This window comes from Pseudomonas sp. A-RE-19 (genome assembly GCF_019956555.1).
GTDB lineage: Bacteria > Pseudomonadota > Gammaproteobacteria > Pseudomonadales > Pseudomonadaceae > Aquipseudomonas.
The window spans coordinates 1-23707 of record NZ_JAHBDQ010000003.1 but is presented as its reverse complement, the minus strand read 5'-3'; the positions used below and the strand labels follow the sequence as shown (position 1 = coordinate 23707).

Here is a 23707-nt window from a genome sequence, read left to right as displayed (position 1 = left end):
ATACCACTGGAGAAAATTTCCAGTTTTTTTCGATGTCGGGGGTTTACAGTTAAAAAGACGCTCCGTATAGTGCGCGCCATCGACGACGCACACGCGCTGCCGATACTGCCCAGATGGTGAAATTGGTAGACACGCCAGCTTCAGGTGCTGGTGACCGCAAGGTCGTGGAAGTTCGAGTCTTCTTCTGGGCACCAATTTCGAGCTTGAGATTAGAACAATTTCAAGGCTCACACAAAAACCCGCGAAAGCGGGTTTTTGCATTCCAGGCTTCCGGTTTATTAAAATTAAATCAGGGGTTTACAGATCAAAAGGCTCTCCGTATAGTGCGCCACATCAACAGCGGCAACGCTGAAGATACTGCCCAGATGGTGAAATTGGTAGACACGCCAGCTTCAGGTGCTGGTGACCGCAAGGTCGTGGAAGTTCGAGTCTTCTTCTGGGCACCAATTCAAATTCAAGGTCACGATCTTGAATTTCACAAAAACCCGCGAAAGCGGGTTTTTGCGTTTCTGGCGTTCAAAAACTTCATGAATGTCAGCACGGCCCCTGTAGGAGCTGCCGAAGGCTGGGATCTTTTGATCTTTAGCTGCTTCAACTGCACCAACAATCAAGATCAAAAGATCGCAGCCTTCGGCAGCTCCTACGGGAGATCAAGCGGTGTGCCGCCTCTCGCTCACAAACCCTAACCCTCTCCGCAGGCGCACTTGAGAAGCAATATCGTTTATCATTGTTGCAAGATTTTGCAATGCGACAGTGAGGAACCCTGCGAATGATGTTTCGAAATACCCTGCGCCGTGGCCTGACCATCACCCTGCTCGGCCTGACACTCGCCACTCCCCTCACCCAAGCCGCCGATCCGGCTTCCCTGACACTCTATAACGGCCAACACAAGGAAGTCGGCGACGCTGTCGCCAAAGCCTTCGAAGCCAAGACCGGGATTCGCGTCAATGTGCGCAAGGGCAGCAGTAACCAGCTCGCCAGCCAGATTGTCGAAGAAGGCGATCGCTCCCCCGCCGACGTGATCTACACGGAAGAATCGCCGCCGCTGAACAAACTTGGCGAACAAGGCCTGCTGGCGAAAACCGACGCCGCTACCCTTGAAGCCCTGCCCAAGGACTACGTTGCCGGCAACGGCACCTGGATCGGTATCACCGCACGCGTTCGGGTTGTCGCCTTCAACCCTAAACTGATCGACGAAAAAGACCTGCCCAAGTCGGTGATGGAATTCTCCGATCCGAAATGGCAGGGCAAAGTCGGCTTCGTACCTACCAGCGGCGCATTCCAGGAACAGGCCGTGGCGATCATCAAGGTCCATGGCATGAACGCCGCCGAAGAATGGCTGACCGGCCTGCGTGCGTTCGGCAAGACTTACAGCAACAACATGGTCGCGCTCAAAGCGGTGGAAAACGGCGAAGTCGCCACGGTACTGGTGAACAACTATTACTGGTTTGCCTTGCAGCGTGAAAAAGGCCAGCTCGATTCGAAACTGCATTATTTCACCGGCGGCGACGTCGGCGGGCTGATCACCGTATCCAGCGCTGCGGTGCTGAAATCCAGTAAACATCCAAAAGAATCCCAGCAGCTGCTCGCCTACATGGCGAGTGAAGAAGGTCAGCGCGTGATCACCCAGACCACCGCCGAATACCCGCTGCACAAAGGCATGGAGTCGGATCGTGGTCTCAAGCCGTTCAGCGAACTGCAAGCGCCAAAGGTCACGCCAGCCGACCTCGGCAACGCCGAAGAAGCCCTGGACCTGGAACGTGATGTTGGCTTGAACTGATGAGCGCATCGCTATCCGCTCCCGCCTTGCGCGGGGGCTACGTGCCACGGCGCAAACGACCGTCGATCTGGTTGTTGCTACCGGTTTTGCTGCTGGTGACGCTCAGCCTGTTGCCACTGGCTTATGTCGGCCTCAAGACCTGGCAGGCGGGCTGGGCCGAGGCGCTGCATCTGTTGTGGCGACCCTACGTGTTTGGCCTGCTGCGCAATACGCTGGCGCTGATGGCGGGCGTCACGCTGGCCTGCGGTGTGATTGGCTTGTCGCTCGCCTGGTTGCTGGAACGCAGCAATCTGCCGGGGCGACGGCTATGGGGCGTAATTCTGTGTCTGCCGTTCGCGGTGCCGGCGTTTGTCAGCAGTTTCACCTGGGTCTCCCTGAGCGCTCACTTCGAAGGATTGGGCGGGGCGATTCTGGTGATGACCCTGTCCAAGTACCCGCTGATTTTTCTACCGGTGGCGGCGACCCTGCGCAATCTCGATCCGTCGCTGGAGGAGTCCGCACGGACCCTGGGGCAGAATCGCTGGGGCGTGTTCTTCAGAATCACCCTGCCCCTGCTCTGGCCGTCACTGCTGGCCGGTTCGCTGCTGATTGCGCTGCACATGCTGGTGGAGTTCGGCGCGCTGTCGATCATCGGCTTGCAGACTTTCACTACAGCGATTTACCAACAGTTCGAGCTAGAGTTCAGCAACGCTAACGCAGCGATGCTCTCGGCGGTGCTGTTGGCGCTGTGTTTGGTGCTGCTATGGCTGGAGTTGCGCGTGCGCGGCAAGGGCCGGCATGTGCGTACCGGCCAGGGCGCGGCACGACATGCGCAGCAGGTTCGTCTGGGGCCATGGGCGACTGTCGGGCAACTCTACTGCCTGTTGCTGGCGATCATCGGCAGCGGCATTCCGCTGGGAATGCTGGCGTACTGGCTGATGGTGGGCTCGTCGGCGGCGTTTCCGGTAGCGGCGATCAGCGAGGCCTTGTTGTCGTCTCTGGCGCTGTCCCTCGGCGGCGCAGCATTGTGCCTTGTGCTCGCGGTGCCGGTTGGGTTGCTGGTGGTGCGCCATAAAGGCCGACTGGCCATCTGGGCCGAGCGCCTGCCGTATCTGCTGCATGCGCTGCCGGGATTGGTGATTGCGCTGACCCTGGTGTATTTCGCCCTGCATTATGTGCCAGTGCTGTACCAGACCTCGGCGCTGCTGCTGATCGCTTATGCGCTGTTGTTTCTGCCGCTGGCCCAGGCACCGATTCGCACCGCCCTGAACAAGGCTGCGCCACAATTGGAAGAGGCCGCACGCACGCTGGGCGCGTCGTCCTTCAGCGCGTTTTGTCGGGTGACGTTGCCGATTATCTTCCCTGCCTTGGGAGCAGCCTTTGCGCTGGTGTTTCTGGATGCGATGAAGGAGCTGACGGCGACGCTGCTGCTGAGTCCCACCGGGCTCAATACGCTGGCGACAGAAGTCTGGGCGCATACCGCGAATGTGGAGTTTGCGGCGGCGGCGCCTTATGCGGCGTTGTTGATTGTGGTGTCGGGGTTGCCCGTCTATCTACTGACGACGCGGATGTATCTGCGCCATTAAGATCGCCTTCGCGAGCAGGCTCGCTCCCACAGGAGAATGCATTCCAATGTGGGAGCGAGCCTGCTCGCGATAGCGGTCGCCCAGACAACTCATCAGGCCCTGAACTGCCCCAGGCTCGCCTTCAACTGCGCCGCCAGCCCATCCAGCAGCTTGCCACTGGCCGTAGTCTCCACTACCGCCTGAGCCGCCTTCTCAGCCTGAGCATGAATGGTCTCAACCCGACCCCGCACCGCCTGCGCACCTTGCGCCTGATGCGCCGCGGCCTGGGTTGCCAGACCGATCGCCGCATGCACCTGCTCGACCGACGCCTGCACCGACTGCTGCAACCGCGCACTGTCGCGCAACACCAGCAAACCTTCGCTGGCCTGACGTCCGGCCTGCCCGATGGCCGCGACGGCCTCGCGCGCGCCCTGCTGCAACGCAACGATATGCGCCTGAATGTCGCCGGTTGAGCTCTGAGTCTTGCTCGCCAACGCCCGCACTTCGTCCGCCACCACGGCAAACCCGCGCCCGGTCTCGCCGGCACGCGCCGCTTCAATGGCTGCGTTGAGCGCCAGCAAATTGGTTTGTTCGGCAATCCCGTGAATCACAGTCAGCACCACTTCAATCTGTTCACTTTGTTGTGCGAGGCGCTCGATGACTTTCGCACCGGTGTCGACTTGTCCGGCCAACGCTTCGATGAGACTGCCAACTTTCGCCGAGGTCCGGGTGTTCTCGTCCGTGGCTTGACGAATGTCCACCACCTGCTGCAAAGCGGCCTGCATGGCGTGGCTTTCCGACTGGGCTTCGTCAGCCATCTGCGACAACGCGCGCAAGCTTTCAGCCACTTCATCGCGCTGCATGCCTGCGGCCGCATCGGCACCGGCATTGCGCAGGGTCATGGCGCCGATTTCCACGCCGGTACGCTGAGCCACATCACCTGCCTCACGCACGATTGGCTGCAACTTATCCACAAAGCGATTGACCGCCGAAGCCATGTCGCCAATCTCGTCCTGACTGTTGATCTGCACGCGCTTGGTCAGATCGCCCTCACCTGCCGCCAGATCATCCATGGCGGCAATCAGCATTTTCAAACGATTGACCACTCGACGACCCAGCACCACCGCCAGCAACAGCAACACACCGAACCCCACCACCGCCAACCCCATGCCGATGCGCCAGCGCAAAGTCCCCGCGGCTTCCTGCACGGTACTGGCGGTATTGGCTTTCATTTCAGAGGCCGTGGACTGCGCCGACTGCAAACGCCCGCGCATCGCCGTTGCACTGTCAGCCGCCGCGCCTTTGAGGCTGTCACCCACCAGCTGATCGCCGCTGGCGATCAGCGCCGAGAAGCGCTTGTCCAGCGCCGCCAGATCGGTTTCCACGGAGGCGGTCGAAACCCCCATCAGGACTTTGCCGATTTCCACCCCATTGGGATTGATAGACGCTTCGAGGTAGTAGACCGAGGGATCGTTTTTCGCCGCATCCAGCACCTTGTCCAGCGCCCGCTCACCCTGGCCTTTCTCAAGAAGCGCTTTGTTGATCGCGTTCTCCCGGTTGAGGTAGCGCGTGAGGTGCTGGCCCGTGGCGTCGTCGTACACCACAAACAATACGTTGGGGTTGCGCTGCGCACGACGGGCGAATTCGGACAGGGTAGGAATGTCGCTGTCCCACATGGCGCGAGGTGCGACTGAGGCCAGAAGCTGCGCCATGTCGTTGGCCGATTCCTTCAGATCCTTCTCCAGCGTCGTACGCAGTTGCACCTGCTCGTCCTTCAGACGCGAAGACAGGCCGGCGGTCAGTCGCTGACGGGTGCTGGTCGACAGATTGTCCAGGCTCGAGGTGACTTCACGCCCCGCCTGCTCAAGTTCATTGGAGAGCTTCTGGCTATCGGCCCCCAGGCGCACACCCAGATCGGCTTCCAGCGCAGTCACTGTGCTCCGAGTCAGAGCGACAGCTACCAGCACCTGCACCAAAAGGGCGATACCAAGGGTAACGAACACAGGCCGCAATAGACGGCTTTGTAACAGTGAGAGAACGGCCGACACTTGAAATCCCTCTGCTTTGGCGCCATTAAATTGATGGCACACTGGAAGCGATGCTTTTATTCAACATCACAGCAAAGGTCATGCCGTTCGGCAGGCATCAACGACAAAGGCCCCAATGAAGGGGCCTTTGTGTTTTACATCAACGACTTATTAAGCGAACGGATGGCGCAGAACGATGGTTTCGTTGCGGTCCGGGCCCGTCGAAATAATGTCGATCGGCGCACCGACCAACTCTTCGACGCGCTTGATGTAGTTGCGTGCAGCCTGCGGCAGCTCTTCCAGGGTCTTGGCACCGACGGTGGATTCGGTCCAGCCTGGCATTTGCTCGTACACCGGCTCCAGGCCAATGTAGCTGTCGGCGTCAGTCGGTGCGTCGATCACTGCACCATCCTGGTTCTTGTAGCCAACGCAGATGTTGATGGTTTCCAGACCGTCCAGCACGTCCAGCTTGGTCAGGCACAGGCCCGAGATGCTGTTGACGTCGATGGCGCGACGCAGGATGACGGCATCGAACCAGCCGCAACGACGGGCACGACCGGTAGTAGCACCGAACTCGTGACCACGCTTGGCCAGGAAAGCACCGACGTCGTCGAACAGCTCAGTCGGGAACGGACCCGAACCCACGCGAGTGGTGTAAGCCTTGGTGATGCCGAGGATGTAATCCAGGTACATCGGACCAAAACCCGAACCCGTGGCGATGCCGCCCGCGGTGGTGTTGGAGCTGGTCACGTACGGGTAGGTGCCGTGGTCGATGTCCAGCAGGGAGCCCTGGGCGCCTTCGAACATGATGTCTTTGCCGTCGCGACGCAGGTTATGCAGTTCGGCGGTGACGTCGAGCATCATCGGCTTGAGCAGCTCGGCGTATTCCATGCACTCGTCGAGTGTCTTCTGGAAGTCGATCGCTGGCTCTTTGTAGTAATTGACCAGCACGAAGTTGTGGTAATCCAGCAACTCGCCCAGCTTGGCGGCGAAACGCTCGCGGTGGAACAGGTCACCGATGCGCAGACCGCGACGGGCAACCTTGTCTTCGTAGGCCGGGCCGATGCCGCGACCGGTGGTGCCGATCTTCAGCTCGCCACGGGCCTTTTCACGGGCCTGGTCCAGCGCTACGTGGTAGGACAGGATCAGCGGGCAGGACGGGCTGATACGCAGACGCTCGCGCACCGGTACGCCTTTCTCTTCCAGCTTGATGATTTCCCGCAGCAGGGCGTCGGGTGCAACCACCACACCGTTACCGATCAGGCACTGCACGCCTTCGCGCAGCACGCCCGAAGGAATCAGGTGCAAGACGGTTTTTTCGCCGTCGATCACCAGGGTGTGGCCAGCGTTGTGGCCACCCTGGTAGCGCACTACGGCGGCAGCATGTTCGGTCAGCAGATCAACGATCTTGCCTTTGCCCTCATCACCCCATTGGGTGCCCAGGACTACGACATTCTTACCCATAACACTTGTCCTCATTCGCGCAAACTTGGTGCCGGCGGCGGCCGGCAGGAAAACTCAAGAAGCCAGCGGCAATACTTGCCAAAGCCCGTTCTGCTGAATCAATTGCCGGTCGCAGTCCGCTTCACGGGCGGCGGCCAAAGGTTGCCCAGGCAATGCCTGAACGACACGCTGACCCTCACTGCGCAACTGGCAAACCTGCTGCCAGAGTGCTGCATCCGTACTGTCAGGCATCCAGATACCGCCAGACGGTAGCTCGATCTCAGCACGCCCCAGGGTCACCAGGGTTTTCAAATCGGTAGAGAAACCAGTCGCCGGACGGGCACGACCGAAGTCGGCACCGATGTCGTCGTAACGACCGCCCTGAGCGATGGACTGGCCGACACCCGGCACAAACACGGCGAACACCACACCGGTGTGGTAGTGGTAGCCGCGCAATTCGCCCAAGTCGAAGTACAGCGGTAATTCCGGGAACCGCGTGGACAGACGCTCGGCAATCGCCAGCAAATCGTCCAGGGCCGCCAGCACAGGCGCCGGCGCACTGGCCAGACGCTCGCGGGCAGCGCTCAATACTTCACGACCGCCACACAGGTCGACCAGCGCTCGCAGCATGCCCGACAGATCGGCAGGCAGGCCTTCGGTCAAGGTAATGACCTCGTCGATGGCTTTACGTTGCAACGCATCGAATAACTGTTGCTCGGCTTCGCCGGACAAACCGGCGGCACGGGCCAGGCCGCGGTAGATGCCGACATGACCGAGGTCCATGTGCACATCCGGCACATCGGCCAGTTGCAGCATGGCCAGCATCAGGCTGATGACTTCCACGTCGCTGCTCGGGCTGGCATCGCCGTACAACTCGGCGCCCAGTTGAATCGGGCTGCGCGAGGACGACAAGGCACGTGGCTGGGCATGCAGCACGCTACCGGCATAACACAGACGGCTCGGGCCTTCGCGACGCAGGGTATGCGCATCGATGCGCGCCACTTGTGGCGTGATGTCGGCACGGAAACCCATCTGCCGGCCCGACTGCGGGTCGATGACCTTGAAGGTACGCAGATCGAGGTCCGAGCCCGCGCCGGTCAGCAGGGATTCCAGGTACTCGATATGGGGAGTCACGACAAACTCGTAACCCCAGCTCTGGAACAGATCCAACACCTGACGACGCGCGACTTCAATACGCGCCGCCTCCGGTGGCAGTACTTCTTCGATGCCATCTGGCAGCAGCCAGCGGTCTACCGTTGCCATTACGCCATTCCCCTATGATCCGGGCGACAAGCCTTTGGGCGAGCCTTGAGTGAAGCAGAAAATGATCGGCTCATGTGCAAACCACGCGCATGAACAACGGGGCGAAAAGCCTGAAATCGGCTTCGCCAATCATTTTCCTCGAAAAATCTGTCGAGTCATTCAACTCGGGCGCCTGCATAAATACTGCAATCAAACGTGCAGACGCAAAAAAGCCGGGAATTTCCCGGCTGCCGCATCATACACACGTTTTCCCAAAGGATCACCCCGCCCGAGGTTTTAGCCGCCCGGCGGGATGATTCAGGTCAACGTCGTATCAAGGCTTGGCTTTTTCCAGGTAACGGAAGAAGTCGCTGCCCGGGTCCAGGACCATGACGTCGGATTTGTTCGCGAAGCTTTCACGGTAGGCACGCAGGCTACGGTAGAACGCGTAGAACTCCTGATCCTGGCCGTATGCCTTGGAGTAGATCGAAGCGGCCTGGGCGTCACCATCACCGCGAACCTCTTCCGATTCACGATAGGCTTCAGCCAGCAACACGCGGCGTTGACGGTCGGCGTCGGCACGGATGCCTTCAGCCAGCTCGTTACCCTTGGCGCGGTGCTCGCGAGCTTCACGCTCACGCTCGGTGCTCATACGCTCGAACACACTGCGGTTAACTTCCTTCGGCAGGTCGATGGTCTTGACCCGGACATCGATCACTTCGATGCCCAGCTCTTTTTCCGCCATCTTGTTCAGCGAAGCGGTGATGTCTGCCATCAGCGCATCACGTTCACCGGACACGACTTCGTGCAGGGTGCGCTTACCGAACTGGTCACGCAGGCCCGACTCCAGACGACGGGAAAGACGCTCGTCGGCAATCTGCTTGAGGCCAGACGTCGCGGTGTAGAAGCGCTCGGCATCTTTCACGCGCCACTTGGCGTAGGCGTCGACCATCACGGCCTTCTTTTCCAGCGTCAGGAAGCGCTGTGTCGGTGCATCCAGCGTCATCAGGCGCGCGTCGAATATGCGCACCTTGTTAACGTAAGGCACTTTCACGTGCAGGCCCGGCTGAACATCGGCCTGAACCACGCGACCGAACTGCAGCATCACCGCGCGCTCGGTCTGAGCCACGATGTAGAAGCAGTTCCAGGCAACGATCGCCACGACGACGCCGATAATAAGGGCGATCAGCGATTTATTGCTCATCAGCGACTCTCCCTGGTACGTGCTTGCTGCTGCAGGTCGGCTGCCGCACGCGCATTTGTTTCATTGCTGCTGGCTGCCGCACCGGTCACCGGGGCGCCAGGGCTGCGACCACTGTCGATCATCTTGTCCAGCGGCAAGTACAGCAGATTGTTCTGGCCATTCTTGTTGCCGGTCACGAGAACCTTGCTGGTGTTGCTGAAGATTTCCTGCATGGTGTCCAGATACAGACGCTGACGGGTAACTTCAGGGGCCTTGCGATATTCGGCCACCAGTTTGGTGAAGCGATCGGCCTCACCCTTGGCGCGGGAGACGGTCTCGTCGCGGTAACCGTTGGCATCTTCGAGGATGCGCTGGGCCTGACCACGGGCTTCCGGCACGACGCCGTTGGCATAGGTTTCAGCCTGGTTGCGCGAACGCTGCTCGTCTTCACGGGCACGGATCACGTCGTCGAAGGCTTCCTGAACTTCACGCGGTGCCGCTGCGCTCTGTACGTTGACCTGGGTGACGGTGATGCCGGTGCGATAGGTATCGAGGAAGCGTTGCAGACGCTCCTTGATTTCGCTGGCCATCAATTCACGACCTTCGGTCAGCACCTGGTCCATGGCGGTAGAACCCACCACGTGACGCAAGGCACTGTCGGTCGCGTTCTGCAGACTGATTTCCGGCTGATCGACGTTCAGCACGAAGTCCTGCAGGTTGCTGATCTTGTACTGCACGGTCAGCGGCACTTCGACGATGTTTTCGTCTTCAGTCAGCATTTGACCCTGCTTGGTGTAGGCACGCTCACGCGTGACGTTTTCCAGGTACTTGCGATCGATCGGCGGGAAATAGATGTTCAGGCCCGGGCCGACGGTTTCATAGTATTTGCCGAAGCGCAGCACAACGGCCTGCTCCTGCTCATCAACCACATAAACCGCGCTGTACAGCCACACGGCTGCGAGCACGACCAGGCCGATGCCGAGCAGGCCGCCGAAGCCGCCACTCCTGCCTGGACCACCGCCCTCGTCACCGCGTTTCTTACCACCACCGAACAACCCGTTCAGGCTTTCCTGCAGCTTTCGGAAGGCCTCGTCGAGATCCGGTGGTCCCTTGCGGTCGCCGTTATTGCGGCGCTTGCCACCCCAAGGATCCTGATTATTCGAGTTGCCACCCGGCTCATTCCAAGCCATAGCGCTCTCCATCTGATAAAGCAAAGACGCACCCACGGCGCGCCGACCAATGCTACAGAATGCCTGTCACCGCGGCACAACCGCTTTCTCAGGCTTTTATTGCAAAGTGTGTTGCTCGATGAACTCCATCGGCTGAAGACCTTCGCGACTCACGAGTCGATTCAATTCGATCCGCGGCAAGCGAACGGCCAGCAGGCTGATGCCTTCTTCGTCGTGTTCTTCTTTTTGCACCGCACCGAGTTCGAAAAACTGCGCACGCAGTCGAGCAAAACGTTGCGGCAAGCGCAAGGTGCCAACAAACAAATCACTGCCCAACAGTTCGGCCACGGCCTGCTTGAGCAGGTCCAGGCCGGTACCGTCCTTGGCCGACAACCAGACCCGCTGCGGCTTGCCATCGGCATCGCGCTGGATCTGCGGCTCAACACCCTCGAGCAAATCGAGTTTGTTGTATACCTCAAGGATCGGCAAGTCTTGCGCCCCGATCTCTCCGAGCACCACCATGACCTGTTCAATCTGGGCCATACGCTCGGGCTCGTGCGCATCGATCACGTGCAGCAGCAGGTCGGAGTTGCTCGACTCTTCGAGCGTAGCCCGAAATGCCTCGACCAGCTTGTGCGGCAAGTGGCGAATGAAGCCCACAGTGTCGGCCAGCACGATCGGCCCGAGGTCGTCGAGTTCGAGTCGGCGCAGGGTCGGGTCGAGGGTGGCGAATAGCTGGTCGGCGGCGAAGACGTCGGAATCGGTGACCGAGTTGAACAGCGTCGATTTGCCGGCGTTGGTATAACCCACCAGTGAAACCGTCGGAATGTCAGCACGTTTGCGCCCGCGTCGAGACTGCTCGCGCTGGCTGCGGACCTTTTCCAGGCGCCCCTTGATCTGCCGCAGGCGAACCCGCAACAGGCGCCGGTCGGTTTCCAGCTGGGTTTCACCCGGGCCGCGCAGACCGATACCGCCCTTCTGCCGCTCAAGGTGAGTCCAGCCACGAACCAGCCGCGTACTCATGTGTTCAAGCTGGGCCAGTTCGACCTGGAGCTTGCCTTCATGGGTGCGGGCGCGCTGGGCGAAGATATCGAGAATCAGACCCGTGCGGTCAATCACGCGACACTCGAAAACACGTTCGAGGTTACGTTCCTGACTGGGCGTGAGGATGTGATTGAAAATCACCAGATCGACCTGTTCGGCTTTGACCAGGTCGCGTAATTCTTCGACCTTGCCGCTGCTGATCAGGGTTTTGGCGGTTGGCCGATGACGCGGCACGTTAAAAAACGCGACGGTCTCGGCGCCAGCCGAAATTGCCAACTCCTGAAACTCCTGCGGATCTTCGCGCGCCTCAGGGTCCTGACCATCCAAGTGAACGAGAATTGCCCGCTCACCACCACCGTGGCGCTCAAAGAACAAAGGAGACTCCTATCAGGCGTTACCTGGCTCAGCGTCACCTGCTTCGGATTCGGTTGCGCTAGGCAGACGAATTGGACGAACCGGCACCACTGTAGAGATAGCGTGTTTGTAAACCATCTGGCTGACGGTGTTTTTCAGCAGGATAACGAACTGGTCGAAAGACTCGATCGTGCCTTGCAGTTTGATACCGTTGACCAGGTAGATGGAAACCCCCACTTTCTCTTTACGTAAAGTATTCAAGTAAGGGTCTTGTAGCGAATGCCCTTTTGACATGTGCCGCACTCCTTTAAGGATTCAATATAAAAAATAGGTAAACAGATGGCTTGGGCCGTCACACCCCCAAGGATAGACGGCAATTGCAAGGACTCAGCTCAATATGGAGATGGTCCCGAGGTATTTCAAGGCGCGCGGCAGATTGTCGCAATCGAGGCTGTCCAACCAATGTAAATCAGCCCAACTGCGCAGCCAGGTGAACTGGCGCTTTGCCAATTGGCGCGTGGCAATGATTCCACGCTCCTGCATCTCGGCTGACGTCAGCTTGCCATCCAGGTAGTCCCAGACTTGTCGATAGCCTACAGCACGTATAGACGGCATCCCCGAATGCAGGTCACCTCTATCTCGCAGGGCTACGACCTCGTCTATGAATCCCTGTTCCAACATATTTGTGAATCTTTGTTTAATGCGCTCGTGCAGTACCTGGCGATTTGCCGGGGCGATGGCCAAGTTCGCGACAGTATAGGGCAATTGTTGCAGTCCCGAAGCGGCTGCTTCAGTACTTTGCGCAGATTGTCGCAAGCGTAGCTCAGTCATGCTCTGACCACTGACGCGATAAACTTCCAGCGCTCGACTGAGGCGTTGTGGATCGTTCGGATGAATACGCGCTGCGGACTGCGGATCGATCACCGCCAATTGATCGTGCAGGGCTTGCCAGCCAAGGCGTGCAGCCTCTTCTTCGATTTGTGCGCGAACATCCGGGTCGGCCGCCGGCATGTCTGCCAAACCTTCGAGCAAAGCCTTGTAGTAGAGCATTGTGCCGCCCACCAGCAGCGGAATTTTGCCCCGCGCGGTGATATCGGCCATGGCCTCGAGCGCATCACGACGAAAATCCGCAGCCGAATAGCTCTCGGCCGGGTCGAGAATATCGATCAACCGGTGTGGAAATTCGGCCAATAACGCTTTGGAAGGCTTGGCGGTGCCAATGTCCATGCCACGGTAGACCAGCGCCGAATCGACGCTGATCAGCTCGCAGGGCAGGACTTTGGTGAGCTCGATGGCCAGGTCGGTCTTGCCCGCAGCGGTCGGGCCCATCAGGAAAATCGCTGGAGGAAGCTGGCTCATCAACGACCGCGCAAGAACAGTTTGTCCAGATCGTCCAGGCCCAGTTGGGTCCAGGTCGGTCGGCCATGGTTGCATTGACCGCTGCGTTCGGTGTTTTCCATGTCCCGCAGCAGACCGTTCATTTCCGGCAGAGCCAGACGCCGATTCGCACGAATCGCGCCATGACAGGCCATGGTGCCGAGCAACTCGTTCAGGTGTGCCTGAATCCGGTCGCTGGTGCCATATTCCATCAAATCCGCCAGAACGTCGCTGACCAGTCGATTGGCTTCCGCCTGTTTCAGTAACGCGGGGATTTGCCGGATCGCCAGGGTTTCCGGGCCCAGACGTTGCAATTCAAAGCCCAGGCGCTGGAACCACGCGACGTGTTCCTCGGCGCAATCGGCTTCGCGCTGACTGACTGCCAGGGACTCCGGCACCAACAGCGGCTGACCGCTCAGGCCTTCGCTGGCCATGGCGATTTTCAGGCGTTCGTACATGATTCGCTCGTGAGCGGCATGCATGTCCACCAGCACCAGACCCTGGGCGTTTTCAGAAAGAATATAGATGCCCTTGAGCTGCGCCAGTGCATAACCCAGCGGCGGAATGTCGTCCTGCCCGGCCGGCAGCGCGACCGCATTGGCCTCGGGCAACGGCGCGAAGAACTCGCGATAGGCAGCCTGGGCTTCGGCGACAGGCACGCCGGACTGAGGCCGCGGCGTGTATTGATACTGATAACCGGCACCAGCGCCCGAGCCAGCCGGCGTATTGACGGTCGGCTGGGCCTGAGGCTGTTCCAGCAGCGCATTGGCCGCCAGACGCATTTCACCCTGCGGACCGAACTCACCGGCGTCGAGCCCGGTTGGCCTGACAATCGCCGTCGCAACAGGCGCGGCCAGATGATCTTCCGGCCGCACATCGCCGAGGGCGCGGTGCAAGGTGCCATAGAGGAAGTCGTGAACCATGCGCCCGTCACGGAAGCGCACTTCGTGCTTGGTCGGGTGCACGTTGACGTCGACGCCCGCCGGATCGACTTCGAAAAACAGCACGAACGTCGGGTGCCGACCGTTGAACAGCACGTCGCGATAAGCCTGGCGTACCGCGTGGGCCACCAGTTTGTCGCGCACGGCGCGGCCATTCACAAAGAAATACTGCAAGTCGGCCTGGCTGCGGTTGAAGGTCGGCAACCCGACCCAGCCCCACAAATGCAGGCCATTGCGCTCGATTTCGATCGGCAGCGCCTGCTCCAGGAAACCCGCCCCGCAGATCGCCGCCACACGCCGGGCGCGGGCCGCGTCATCGTGGGCTTCGTGCAGGCTGAGGATGGTTTTGCCGTTGTGGCGCAGATGGAACGCCACATCGAACCGTGCCAGCGCCAGGCGCTTGATCACTTCTTGCAAGTGATCAAATTCGGTTTTTTCGGTCTTGAGAAACTTGCGTCGGGCCGGGGTATTGAAGAACAAATCACGCACTTCCACCGAAGTCCCCACCGGATGGGCCGCCGGTTGCACGCGAGGCGCCATGTCCCGGCCTTCGGTTTCGACCTGCCAGGCCTGATCGGCATCGCGAGTGCGGGACGTCAGGGTCAGACGTGCCACGGAGCTGATGGACGCCAGCGCCTCACCGCGAAAACCCAGGCTCATGACCTGTTCGAGGTCTTCCAGATTGCGAATCTTGCTGGTGGCATGCCGGGCCAGCGCCAAGGGCAGATCGTCGGCAGAAATACCGCTGCCATCGTCGCGTACCCGCAGCAGCTTGACGCCGCCCTGCTCCACATCGACATCGATGCGCCTGGCACCGGAGTCGAGGCTGTTCTCCAGCAACTCCTTGATCACCGAGGCCGGGCGCTCAACCACCTCACCGGCGGCAATCTGGTTCGCCAGCCGTGGGCTGAGCAGCTCGATGCGCGCCGTGTTGATCAACACCTGGTTCATTCCTTGGCCGCCAGTTCAGTGCCTGGAATGGTCAATGTCTGACCAATCTTCAGCTCATCGCTTTTCAGGTTGTTGGCGCTGCGCAGCGTGGCAGGAGACACCTGGTAACGCACGGCAATCATGGCCAGCGTCTCGCCCGGGCTCACCCGATGGTCACGCGGGCCTTGAGCGATTTTGCCGGAATCGCGCAGCCAGGCAATGTAAGTGCCCGGTGGTGGATTCTGCTGGAAGAACTGGCGCACACCGCTGCTGATCGAACGCGCCAGCGCCTGCTGGTGATTCGCCGCGGCAAGCTTGGAAGCTTCGTTGGCGTTGGAGATAAACCCGGTTTCCACCAGGATCGACGGGATGTCCGGCGACTTCAACACCATGAACCCGGCTTGCTCCACGCGCTGCTTGTGCAGCGGCGTGACACGGCCGATGTTGCTCAGTACTTTCTGGCCAACGTTCAGGCTGGACGTGAGGGAAGCGGTCATCGACAAATCGAGCAGCACGCCGGCCAGCATGCGGTCCTTGTCGTCGAGGCTGACGTTGCCGGCACCACCGATCAAGTCGGAACGGTTCTCGCTGTCGGCCAGCCAACGGGCAGTCTCCGACGTAGCGCCGCGGTCGGACAGGGCAAACACCGACGCACCGAACGCGGCGGCCGAAGGTGCGGCGTCGGCGTGGATCGAAACGAATAGATCGGCGCCCTTCTTGCGGGCGATTTCGGTACGGCCACGCAATGGAATGAAGTAGTCGCCGGTACGCGTCAGCTCGGCGCGGAAGCCTTTCATGCCATTGACCTGGCGCTGCAATTCACGGGCGATGGCCAGCACCACATCCTTTTCACGCTGACCGCTAGAACCCGAGGCGCCCGGGTCTTCGCCGCCGTGACCGGCATCGATCACCACGATGATGTCGCGCTTGCCGGCCGGAGCGGGCGGCAGTTTGATCGATGGCTCGGCTGGCGTGACGGGCACAGCGGGCACCGTAGCCACAGATGGCGTTGGCGCTGGCGGTGGCGCGGCGTCGGCGGCGTTATCGAACAGGTCGACCACCAGGCGATTACCGTATTGGGCGTTGGGCGCCAAGGTAAAGCTTTTCGGCGTGACGGCCTTTTTCAGGTCGATGACCACCCGCAGGTCGGTCGGCGTACGCTGAGCCGAACGCATGGCGGTGATCGGGGTGTTCGACGTGTTGATGTTCAACGGCGCACCGAGGGTCGCGCCATTGATGTCGATCACCAGCCGGTCCGGGGAGGACAGGGTAAAGACACTGTGCTGGACGGGCCCTGTCAGGTCGAACACCAGTCGCGTGTTGTCCGGCGCCCGCCACAGGCGAACACTGTTGACCTTCGTCTCGGCCACAGCGTCGACGGTCACCGCCAAAAACAACAATCCTACGGCAGCAACCAACGCGCGAAAGCGCATACCTAACCCCATCATTTAATTGGATTCCAATGCCAAAGCGGCACACCACAACTCGCCACGCGAGCCCTGGGGCAAAATTTTCAGCGAACGCCCGCTGTCTTGCGGGCTAATGGTAATGGTCAGGTCGGGCTTTGGCAAAAAGCCTGCACCGTTGCGGGGCCATTCGATCAGGCACAGTGCATCGTCTTCGAAATAGTCGCGGATGCCGAGGTACTCCAGCTCCTCCGGATCGACCAGACGATAGAGGTCGAAATGGAAGGCGCGGACCTCACCCATCTCGTAAGGCTCGACCAGGGTGAAGGTCGGACTTTTTACCGCACCCGTATGTCCCAGGCCACGAATAATGCCTCGAGACAGCGTGGTTTTCCCCGCGCCCAAATCCCCCTCGAGAAAAATCAGACCATGCCCTTCGGTGGTTTGAGCGATGCGAGCGCCAAACGCGGTCATCGCCTCTTCATCAGCCAGGTACAGGGTTACTTCAGACACGGTGCTTGCTCCTCCAACAACTGACGAATGGCTGGAATCAGATCACTGGCCGCCAGCCCACGGCCGAATTTACCTTGTTGCGCGCCGGCATTGGCGTGCAGCCAGACCGCCAGGCACGCCGCGTCATACGCGTCCATGCCCTGAGCGAGCAAGGCACCGACCAGCCCGGCCAGCACATCGCCCAAACCGGCGGATGCCATGGCCGGATGGCCCTGATGACACAGTGAAAGGCGTCCGTCCGGGCTGGCGATCAAACTGCCGGCGCCTTTGAGGATCACCACCGCTGTATATTTTTTGCTCAATGCATGGGCAGCAGCCGGACGGTCGGCCTGAACCTCGGCCGTCGATATCCCCAGCAATCGCGCCGCTTCGCCCGGGTGCGGCGTGATAACACAACCTGTGGGCAAGCTCACACTACCTTCGGCCAACAGGTTCAACGCATCGGCGTCCCAGACCTGCGGCAGTGACGCATTGGCCGCGGCCGACAACAGACTGCATCCCCAGGCGGCCTGCCCCAGCCCCGGGCCGACGACCAGCACGGTTGCCTTCTCAAGCAGGCCCATTAATTGATTGGCCGACGAAGTGCCGAGCACCATCGCTTCAGGCAATCGCGCCAATGCAGCCGGAACATGCTCGCCGCGAGTGGCCACGGACACCATGCCGGCACCGCTGCGCAGGGCACTTTGTGCACTGAGCAGGATGGCGCCGCCAAAACCGCGATCACCGCCGATGAGCAATACGTGGCCAAAATTGCCTTTGTGGGACGTTGGAGCGCGACAGGTCAGACGCGGCACATTACCGGCCGTCAGGCGACGAGCGCTGACCGTGGCCCCGATAAATGTCTCGGGGGCGGCTTGCAGATCGTTGAAGACCAGATCGCCAACCACATCCGCAGCGTCACCGGTGAACAGGCCCGGTTTCAAACCGACGAACGTCACCGTCAGGTCTGCCCGGATCGCAATGCCAAGCATGCGGCCCGTATTGGCGCACAGCCCCGAGGGGATATCCACCGCCACCACCGGTAGCCCACTGGCGTTGATCGCGGCAATGGCGCCGGCATACGGCTCGCGCACGTCACCGGTCAGGCCGGTGCCGAGCAAGGCATCCAGCACGATGCCGCGTAATTCGGAGTGCGCGCTCCAGCCTTGAATGGCGACGCCTTCGGCTACTGCCTCGGCATGGGCCGACGCCGCATCGCCCTGCAAACGCCCTGGGTCACCGGCGGCCAGCACCCGTACGTGCCAGCCGGCACGCCGGGCCAGCACGGCCACCAGGTAACCGTCGCCGGCGTTATTGCCGTGGCCGGCCACCACGCTCAATTCGTGCGCCGCCGGCCAATGACGGACCAGCGCACGCCAGGTCGCCCGCGCCGCACGCTGCATCAATTCGAAGCCCGGCGTACCGGCCGCAATCAGGCTTGCATCGAGCCCTCGGACTTGCGCCGCGCTATACAGCGCGTCGGGTAATTCATCTTTAGTGTGCGGCATGCGTCTTCAGGCTCCGATGTCTGGCAGAATTATACGCACCTCAGCTCCGGTTTCTCTCGCCCCATGCCCGCAATTACCACAGACCTGCCCGCCCTCGCCCAATCCATCAAGGACTGGGGCCGCGAGCTGGGCTTTCAGCAAGTCGGCATCAGCGGCCTCGATCTGGCCGAGCATGAGCAGCACCTGGAGCGCTGGCTCGCGGCCGGCTACCACGGTGAAATGGACTACATGGGCGCCCACGGCAGCAAACGCTCACACCCGGAAGAGCTGGTGCCAGGCACTTTGCGCGTGGTTTCCCTGCGCATGGACTACCTGCCGGGCGACACCGAAATGGCCAAGCGCCTGGCCCAACCGGAAAAAGCCTACGTCTCACGGTATGCCTTGGGCCGCGATTACCACAAATTGATTCGTAAACGCGTGCAACAACTGGCGGAAAAAATTCAGGCAGTGATCGGCCCGTTTGGCTACCGCGCCTTTGTCGACAGCGCCCCGGTGCTGGAAAAAGCCATCGCCGAACAGGCTGGCCTGGGCTGGATCGGCAAAAACACGCTGGTCTTGAATCGCAAGGCCGGCAGTTACTTCTTTCTCAGCGAACTGTTCGTCGACCTGCCGCTGCCGGTCGACCCGCCCCACGCCACCGAGCATTGCGGTCGCTGCACCGCGTGTCTGGACATCTGCCCGACCAACGCCTTCGTCGGTCCGTATGTACTGGACGCCCGGCGCTGCATTTCGTACCTGACCATCGAACTGAAAAGCGCGATCCCGGAAGATTTGCGGCCATTGATTGGCAATCGGGTGTTCGGTTGCGATGACTGCCAGATCGTCTGCCCGTGGAACCGCTTTGCCCGCCCCTCCGGGGAAAGCGACTTCAAGCCTCGGCACAATCTGGACAACGCCGAACTGGCCGAGCTGTTCATGTGGGACGAAGAAAAATTCCTCAGCAGCACCGAGGGCTCACCGCTCAGACGCGCGGGTTACGAACGCTGGTTACGCAATCTGGCGGTCGGTCTGGGTAATGCACCGTCGAGCATTCCGGTGCTGGAAGCGCTGAAGGCTCGGCGGGACTATCCGTCGGAACTGGTGCGCGAACACGTCGAATGGGCCCTGAAACAACACGGTCTGGCATAGGAGTTGCCGCAGGCTGCGATCTTTTGATCTTAAACAATCAACGTCAAAAGATCGCAGCCTGCGGCAGCGCCTACCGGTATGAGTACAGCCTGGGAGATGAGGCGTATTTCGTGAGCGTCAAGCCTCGTCGTTGTAAACGAACTTGGGCATTTCCCAGTGGAAACGGATCGCCAGCAAACGCAGCAGGAAGCCGCCGAACAGGGTGATCAGGATCGACTGCTCACCGGGTAATTGCAGGTAGATGCAAAGCAGATAGCACCACGCCGCGGCAAACGAGACGCTGGCGTAGAGTTCGCGGCGGAAGATCAGCGGGATGTCGTTGCAGAAGATGTCTCGCAGGATGCCGCCAAATACCCCGGTGATCACGCCGCTGACCGAGGCCACCAGCATGCCGTGGCCCATTTCCAGGGCGATCATGCAGCCAATCAGGGTAAAAGCCACCAGGCCCACGGCGTCGAGCACCAGAAACAGCGAGCGCAGATGGCGCATCCAGCGGGCGATGAAGATCGTCAGCATCGCCGCGACAGAGGTCAGCACCAGGTATTCCGGGTGTTTGACCCAGGTCAGCGGGTAGTGACCGAGCAACACATCACGCACCGATCCGCCCCCCAACGCCGTGACGCACGCAATCAGCACCACGCCAAACCAGTCCATGCCGCGACGGCCCGCAGACAGGGCGCCGGTCATGGCTTCGGCGGTAATGGCGATCAGGTAGAGCATCAGCAACATGGTGGCGGTCCTTACAAGAAGGCGCGCAGTCTACTCAGATCGTCAGGGCACCAAAAGGGGGCATTTACTCTGACAGACCGCATCGCCTTCTTCGCGGGCAAGCCTCGCTCCTACAGGAACAACGTAGATCCTGTAGGAGCGAGGCTTGCCCGCGAAGGCGTCAGAGCAGGCACCACCCAATCAGAACTTGATGAAGTGCTTGCGGTAGTGCTGCAGCTCGGCGATCGATTCGCGGATGTCGTCCAGGGCCAGGTGGGTGCTGCCCTTTTTGAAGCTGTCGCGTACGTCCGGTGCCCAGCGCGCGGCCAACTCTTTGAGGGTCGACACGTCAAGGTTGCGGTAGTGGAAGTAGCTTTCCAGGGATTTCATGTGGGTATAAAGGAAGCGACGGTCCTGGCAGATGCTGTTGCCACAGATCGGCGACTTGCCCTTCGGCACCCATTTCTCCAGGAAGGCGATGGTCTGGGCTTCGGCTTCGGCCATGCTGATGCGGCTGTCGCGAACGCGTTGGGTCAGCCCGGAGCCACCGTGCTGACGGGTATTCCACTCGTCCATGCCGGCGAGGATCTCGTCGCTGTGATGAATGGCGATCACCGGACCTTCGGCCAAGGTGTTCAAATCACTGTCGGTGACGATGGTGGCCATCTCGATGATGACGTCGGTATCAGGGTTCAGACCGGTCATTTCCAGGTCGATCCAGATCAGGTTCAGCGGGTTTTGCATGAGTCGGCTCCTCGGCGTAGGTGCGCAGTTTAGCCTAGGCCGGCGCCCGGGCGTGCTAAACTCGCGGCCGTTTTACCTAATCGCTGCATTCTTGATACGGAACACCCATGGCCAAACGCCAACTCAATCGTCGTCAAAACTGGCGCATCGAAAAGATTCAGGGCGAGCGCGCTGCCCGCGCCGCCAAACGCGAGTCCTCGGCTGTCGAGGCACTCGAAGGCGGCGACCTGGGTCCGGAACAGACGGGTCTGGTGATCGCGCACTTCGGTGTGCAGGTCGAAGTCGAGGCCCTCGATGGCGAATTGGCCGGCCAGGTGTTCCGCTGCCATTTGCGCGCCAACCTCCCAGCGCTGGTGACCGGCGATCAGGTTGTGTGGCGTGCCGGCAACCAGGGCATCGGTGTGATCGTGGCGCAACTGCCGCGTAAAACCGAGCTCTGCCGTCCAGACAGCCGTGGGCAGCTCAAGCCAGTGGCAGCCAACGTCGATTTGATCGTCATCGTCTTCGCGCCGCTGCCCGAGCCTCACGCCAACCTGATCGACCGTTACCTGGTCGCCGCAGAACACGCGGGCATTCGACCGTTGCTGCTGCTGAACAAATTCGACTTGATCGACGAGCAGAACGCCCCGGCGCTGAATGCCTTGCTGGCGGTTTACCGCACGCTGGGCTACCCGGTGCTGGAAGTGTCGGCCCACCACGGCAATGGCATGGAGCTGTTGCAGAAGCAGCTGGACGGGCACATCAGCGTATTCGTCGGCCAGTCTGGCGTCGGCAAGTCGTCGCTGGTCAACAGCCTGCTGCCGGAAGTCGACACCCGTGTCGGCCCACTGTCCGAACTGTCGGGCCAAGGCACCCACACCACGACTACCGCGCGGTTGTTCCACTTCCCCGGTGGCGGTGAGTTGATCGACTCCCCGGGTATCCGCGAGTTCGGCCTGGGTCACGTCAGCCGCGCCGACGTCGAAGCCGGTTTCATCGAGTTCAACGACCTGATCGGCACCTGCCGCTTCCGCGACTGCAAACACGACCGCGAGCCGGGTTGCGCCCTGCTCAAGGCTCTTGAAGAAGGCCGCGTGCAGCAGCAACGGATGAACAGCTATCGGTCGATCATCGCTAGCCTGCCGGAAACCAGCTACTAGACAGGGATGAACCTGTGGGAGCGAGCTTGCTCGCGAAAGCGGTATGTCAGTCAACATTGATGTTGAAGCTGATGCCCCCTTCGCGAGCAAGCTCGCTCCCACAGGGTTTAAGTGCCACACAAAAAAGCCGCGATCATTTCGCGGCTTTCTGGTTTCAGGGTGCTGCTTTTTCCAGCTTCCAACCCAGTGCATCCAAGGCGTCGCAGCCGTCCTGTATCAACATATGCGCAGCGTTGGCGAAATGCTCCAGGTCGTGTCCTTCGGCGTCTTTGACGCACAGGCAGGTGACGCTGTTGAGCAGATTGCGCGCGGCTTTGAGTCGGTGGACGGCGGTTTCGAGGAGATCGGAAGCGCGGGCTTCGGTGTCGATGTACAGCGTCGGGCCGACGCTGAAGTTGCCTTGGAGCGGGTGGTATCTGGACATGGTATGAATTCCTTCTGAAAGATGAAACTCCCACCCTTTTCGCGGCTAATCGAATGGAGTGGCAGCTGTACGTGGGTTAGCCGACCGGTCAGAGGAACCCGGCACACCCGAAGGTGTCCCACGCACAGCCACCATAGACAGATATGTCAGGCAGCAAATTGCGCCGCGATTATACGGGCGCTCGTGCATTCCTCTCAAACGACCGGCTAAGGTCCGTCACCGATTCGTCGGCGACGGACAAACTATAGGTGAGCCTTAAGCGAAGAAAAACCCGGTTTATACGTCTCGGAGCCGTCCTACACCTTTCTCGGAAATGCCTCTTTCTTTGATTTTTTACCGCTCGTGGGGGATAGATCAACCTTCCTTCGGTACGCCATAACCCTGCTCGTGTTCCAGATCGACAAGCCGAGTGGTAGGGCCATTGGCTTGAAGGCGGTCAGTGACAATCTTTGGCCATAGGTTGCGGGAGCGGCGTTTAGCAAGACTGTAGGTGAGTTCTTGAATTCGATCCTGCGGGTAGAGCAGTGGCTCGAGTATCAGTTTTGCAACATCGCTGGCGCCTAAGTAGTTTTTTCCACCCGCGTCGTTCTTCGCCTGTTTTAACTGCGCCAGTGTTTGCTTGAAGCTGTCACTCATTTTGGGTCGAACGGACAGCTGGCTTTTTACAAATGCATCCGACTCACTGTGATTACCGTTCTCGTCGAAATAAGGGCCGTTGTTCATGTAGGAACGGATGTATTCCCAAAAGCCTTTTTGCATCTCCAGTGATTTACCAAAGGGGGAACCTAGGCTCACCATCACAGCTGTTTCCGGCTCTTCAAACTTCCACATGCGAATTTCCAGTGAAGCGTTTTGCATGCCACCGATTTGGGTCCCGACTAAGTGAAATTCATTGGCGACCGCTGAGATGCCATCCCACGGGGCGTGGTAAAGATCGCCATCATGATCGAAGTACACTTCGCGGGTACGGCGGTTAAACACAATGGGCAGTGGTAGAGGACGAAGGGTTTCCCATAAAAATGGCACTAGGAACAAGGGACCGCATATACCAAGCATGATAAACAGCCCTTCAGGCTCACCACTTTGCATAAAGCTGAGCAGCCCAAGCCCCATCCCCCCAACCC

The 23707-nt window shown here is 60.2% G+C and carries 21 protein-coding genes and 2 tRNA genes; 7 read left to right on the top strand and 16 right to left on the bottom strand.

All coding sequences use genetic code 11. The features are described from left to right. Window positions 1-107 precede the first annotated feature (107 nt). From KGB14_RS02150 to KGB14_RS02130, 5 genes are all read left to right on the top strand, one after another. Window positions 108-194 (top strand) — tRNA-Leu (locus KGB14_RS02150). 165 nt (window positions 195-359) lie between these two features. Further along, window positions 360-446, top strand: a tRNA-Leu gene (locus KGB14_RS02145). Further along, entirely contained in the window at window positions 417-686 is a 270-nt protein-coding gene (locus KGB14_RS02140) for a hypothetical protein (RefSeq protein ID WP_223483892.1), read from the top strand. The genes KGB14_RS02145 and KGB14_RS02140 overlap by 30 nt, the downstream gene beginning before the upstream one ends. A gap of 83 nt (window positions 687-769) precedes the next feature. Then, window positions 770-1780: an iron ABC transporter substrate-binding protein gene (locus KGB14_RS02135; RefSeq protein ID WP_223483891.1), complete on the top strand. Its 1011-nt coding sequence runs from the start codon at window positions 770-772 to the stop codon at window positions 1778-1780. Beyond that, window positions 1780-3345: an ABC transporter permease gene (locus tag KGB14_RS02130; protein ID WP_223483890.1), complete on the top strand. Its 1566-nt coding sequence runs from the start codon at window positions 1780-1782 to the stop codon at window positions 3343-3345. Before KGB14_RS02135 ends, KGB14_RS02130 begins: the two co-directional genes overlap by 1 nt. 92 nt (window positions 3346-3437) lie before the next feature. On the opposite strand, the gene KGB14_RS02125 is transcribed toward KGB14_RS02130, so the two are convergent. The 12 genes from KGB14_RS02125 to KGB14_RS02070 all read right to left on the bottom strand — a co-directional run bounded on the left by KGB14_RS02125 (window position 3438) and on the right by KGB14_RS02070 (window position 18440). Then, entirely contained in the window at window positions 3438-5372 is a 1935-nt protein-coding gene (locus KGB14_RS02125; protein ID WP_223483889.1) for a methyl-accepting chemotaxis protein, read from the bottom strand. Between the two features lie 150 nt (window positions 5373-5522). After that, window positions 5523-6815: an adenylosuccinate synthase gene (locus tag KGB14_RS02120; protein ID WP_105340473.1), complete on the bottom strand. Its 1293-nt coding sequence runs from the start codon at window positions 6813-6815 to the stop codon at window positions 5523-5525. 54 nt (window positions 6816-6869) lie between these two features. Further along, window positions 6870-8057, bottom strand: a complete 1188-nt coding sequence (locus KGB14_RS02115; RefSeq protein ID WP_223483888.1) for an ATP phosphoribosyltransferase regulatory subunit — start codon at window positions 8055-8057, stop codon at window positions 6870-6872. Between the two features lie 313 nt (window positions 8058-8370). Further along, a complete protein-coding gene (gene hflC, locus KGB14_RS02110; protein WP_223483887.1) occupies window positions 8371-9240 on the bottom strand; it encodes a protease modulator HflC in 870 nt (289 codons plus the stop codon). Continuing rightward, window positions 9240-10409, bottom strand: a complete 1170-nt coding sequence (gene hflK, locus KGB14_RS02105; protein WP_223483886.1) for an FtsH protease activity modulator HflK — start codon at window positions 10407-10409, stop codon at window positions 9240-9242. Before hflK ends, hflC begins: the two co-directional genes overlap by 1 nt. Window positions 10410-10505: 96 nt before the next feature. Further along, entirely contained in the window at window positions 10506-11807 is a 1302-nt protein-coding gene (gene hflX, locus KGB14_RS02100; protein WP_223483885.1) for a ribosome rescue GTPase HflX, read from the bottom strand. Window positions 11808-11819: 12 nt separating this feature from the next. Next, the gene (hfq, locus tag KGB14_RS02095) at window positions 11820-12080 is read right to left on the bottom strand and encodes an RNA chaperone Hfq (RefSeq protein WP_007902656.1); all 261 of its coding nucleotides are present in this window, start codon (window positions 12078-12080) and stop codon (window positions 11820-11822) included. A 93-nt stretch (window positions 12081-12173) separates the two neighbouring features. After that, on the bottom strand, window positions 12174-13145 hold the full coding sequence (miaA, locus tag KGB14_RS02090; protein WP_223483884.1) for a tRNA (adenosine(37)-N6)-dimethylallyltransferase MiaA: 972 nt from the start codon (window positions 13143-13145) through the stop codon (window positions 12174-12176). Then, a complete protein-coding gene (mutL, locus tag KGB14_RS02085) occupies window positions 13145-15055 on the bottom strand; it encodes a DNA mismatch repair endonuclease MutL (RefSeq protein WP_223483883.1) in 1911 nt (636 codons plus the stop codon). Before mutL ends, miaA begins: the two co-directional genes overlap by 1 nt. Next, complete coding sequence (locus KGB14_RS02080; RefSeq protein ID WP_317851006.1) at window positions 15052-16482, bottom strand: N-acetylmuramoyl-L-alanine amidase; 1431 nt, start codon at window positions 16480-16482, stop codon at window positions 15052-15054. The genes mutL and KGB14_RS02080 overlap by 4 nt, the downstream gene beginning before the upstream one ends. After that, window positions 16483-16953 carry a tRNA (adenosine(37)-N6)-threonylcarbamoyltransferase complex ATPase subunit type 1 TsaE gene (tsaE, locus tag KGB14_RS02075; RefSeq protein ID WP_223483882.1) on the bottom strand — a complete coding sequence of 157 codons (471 nt, stop codon included), beginning with the start codon at window positions 16951-16953 and terminating at the stop codon, window positions 16483-16485. Continuing rightward, on the bottom strand, window positions 16941-18440 hold the full coding sequence (locus tag KGB14_RS02070; protein WP_223483881.1) for an NAD(P)H-hydrate dehydratase: 1500 nt from the start codon (window positions 18438-18440) through the stop codon (window positions 16941-16943). Before KGB14_RS02070 ends, tsaE begins: the two co-directional genes overlap by 13 nt. Window positions 18441-18503: 63 nt before the next feature. Between KGB14_RS02070 and queG the strand changes: the two genes are divergently transcribed. Continuing rightward, a complete protein-coding gene (queG, locus tag KGB14_RS02065) occupies window positions 18504-19568 on the top strand; it encodes a tRNA epoxyqueuosine(34) reductase QueG (protein ID WP_223483880.1) in 1065 nt (354 codons plus the stop codon). A gap of 117 nt (window positions 19569-19685) precedes the next feature. Here queG and KGB14_RS02060 read toward each other — a convergent pair whose 3' ends face one another. Next, entirely contained in the window at window positions 19686-20297 is a 612-nt protein-coding gene (locus tag KGB14_RS02060; protein ID WP_223483879.1) for a trimeric intracellular cation channel family protein, read from the bottom strand. A gap of 180 nt (window positions 20298-20477) precedes the next feature. Next, entirely contained in the window at window positions 20478-21020 is a 543-nt protein-coding gene (gene orn, locus KGB14_RS02055; RefSeq protein ID WP_223483878.1) for an oligoribonuclease, read from the bottom strand. Between the two features lie 107 nt (window positions 21021-21127). Here orn and rsgA point away from each other — a divergent pair, with 107 nt between their 5' ends. Further along, window positions 21128-22159: a small ribosomal subunit biogenesis GTPase RsgA gene (rsgA, locus tag KGB14_RS02050; RefSeq protein ID WP_223483877.1), complete on the top strand. Its 1032-nt coding sequence runs from the start codon at window positions 21128-21130 to the stop codon at window positions 22157-22159. Between the two features lie 154 nt (window positions 22160-22313). Here rsgA and KGB14_RS02045 read toward each other — a convergent pair whose 3' ends face one another. After that, entirely contained in the window at window positions 22314-22583 is a 270-nt protein-coding gene (locus tag KGB14_RS02045; RefSeq protein ID WP_223483876.1) for a hypothetical protein, read from the bottom strand. Between the two features lie 354 nt (window positions 22584-22937). Continuing rightward, window positions 22938-23707 (bottom strand): hypothetical protein (locus KGB14_RS02040; protein ID WP_223483875.1); only part of this gene is annotated, 770 nt, incomplete at its 5' end.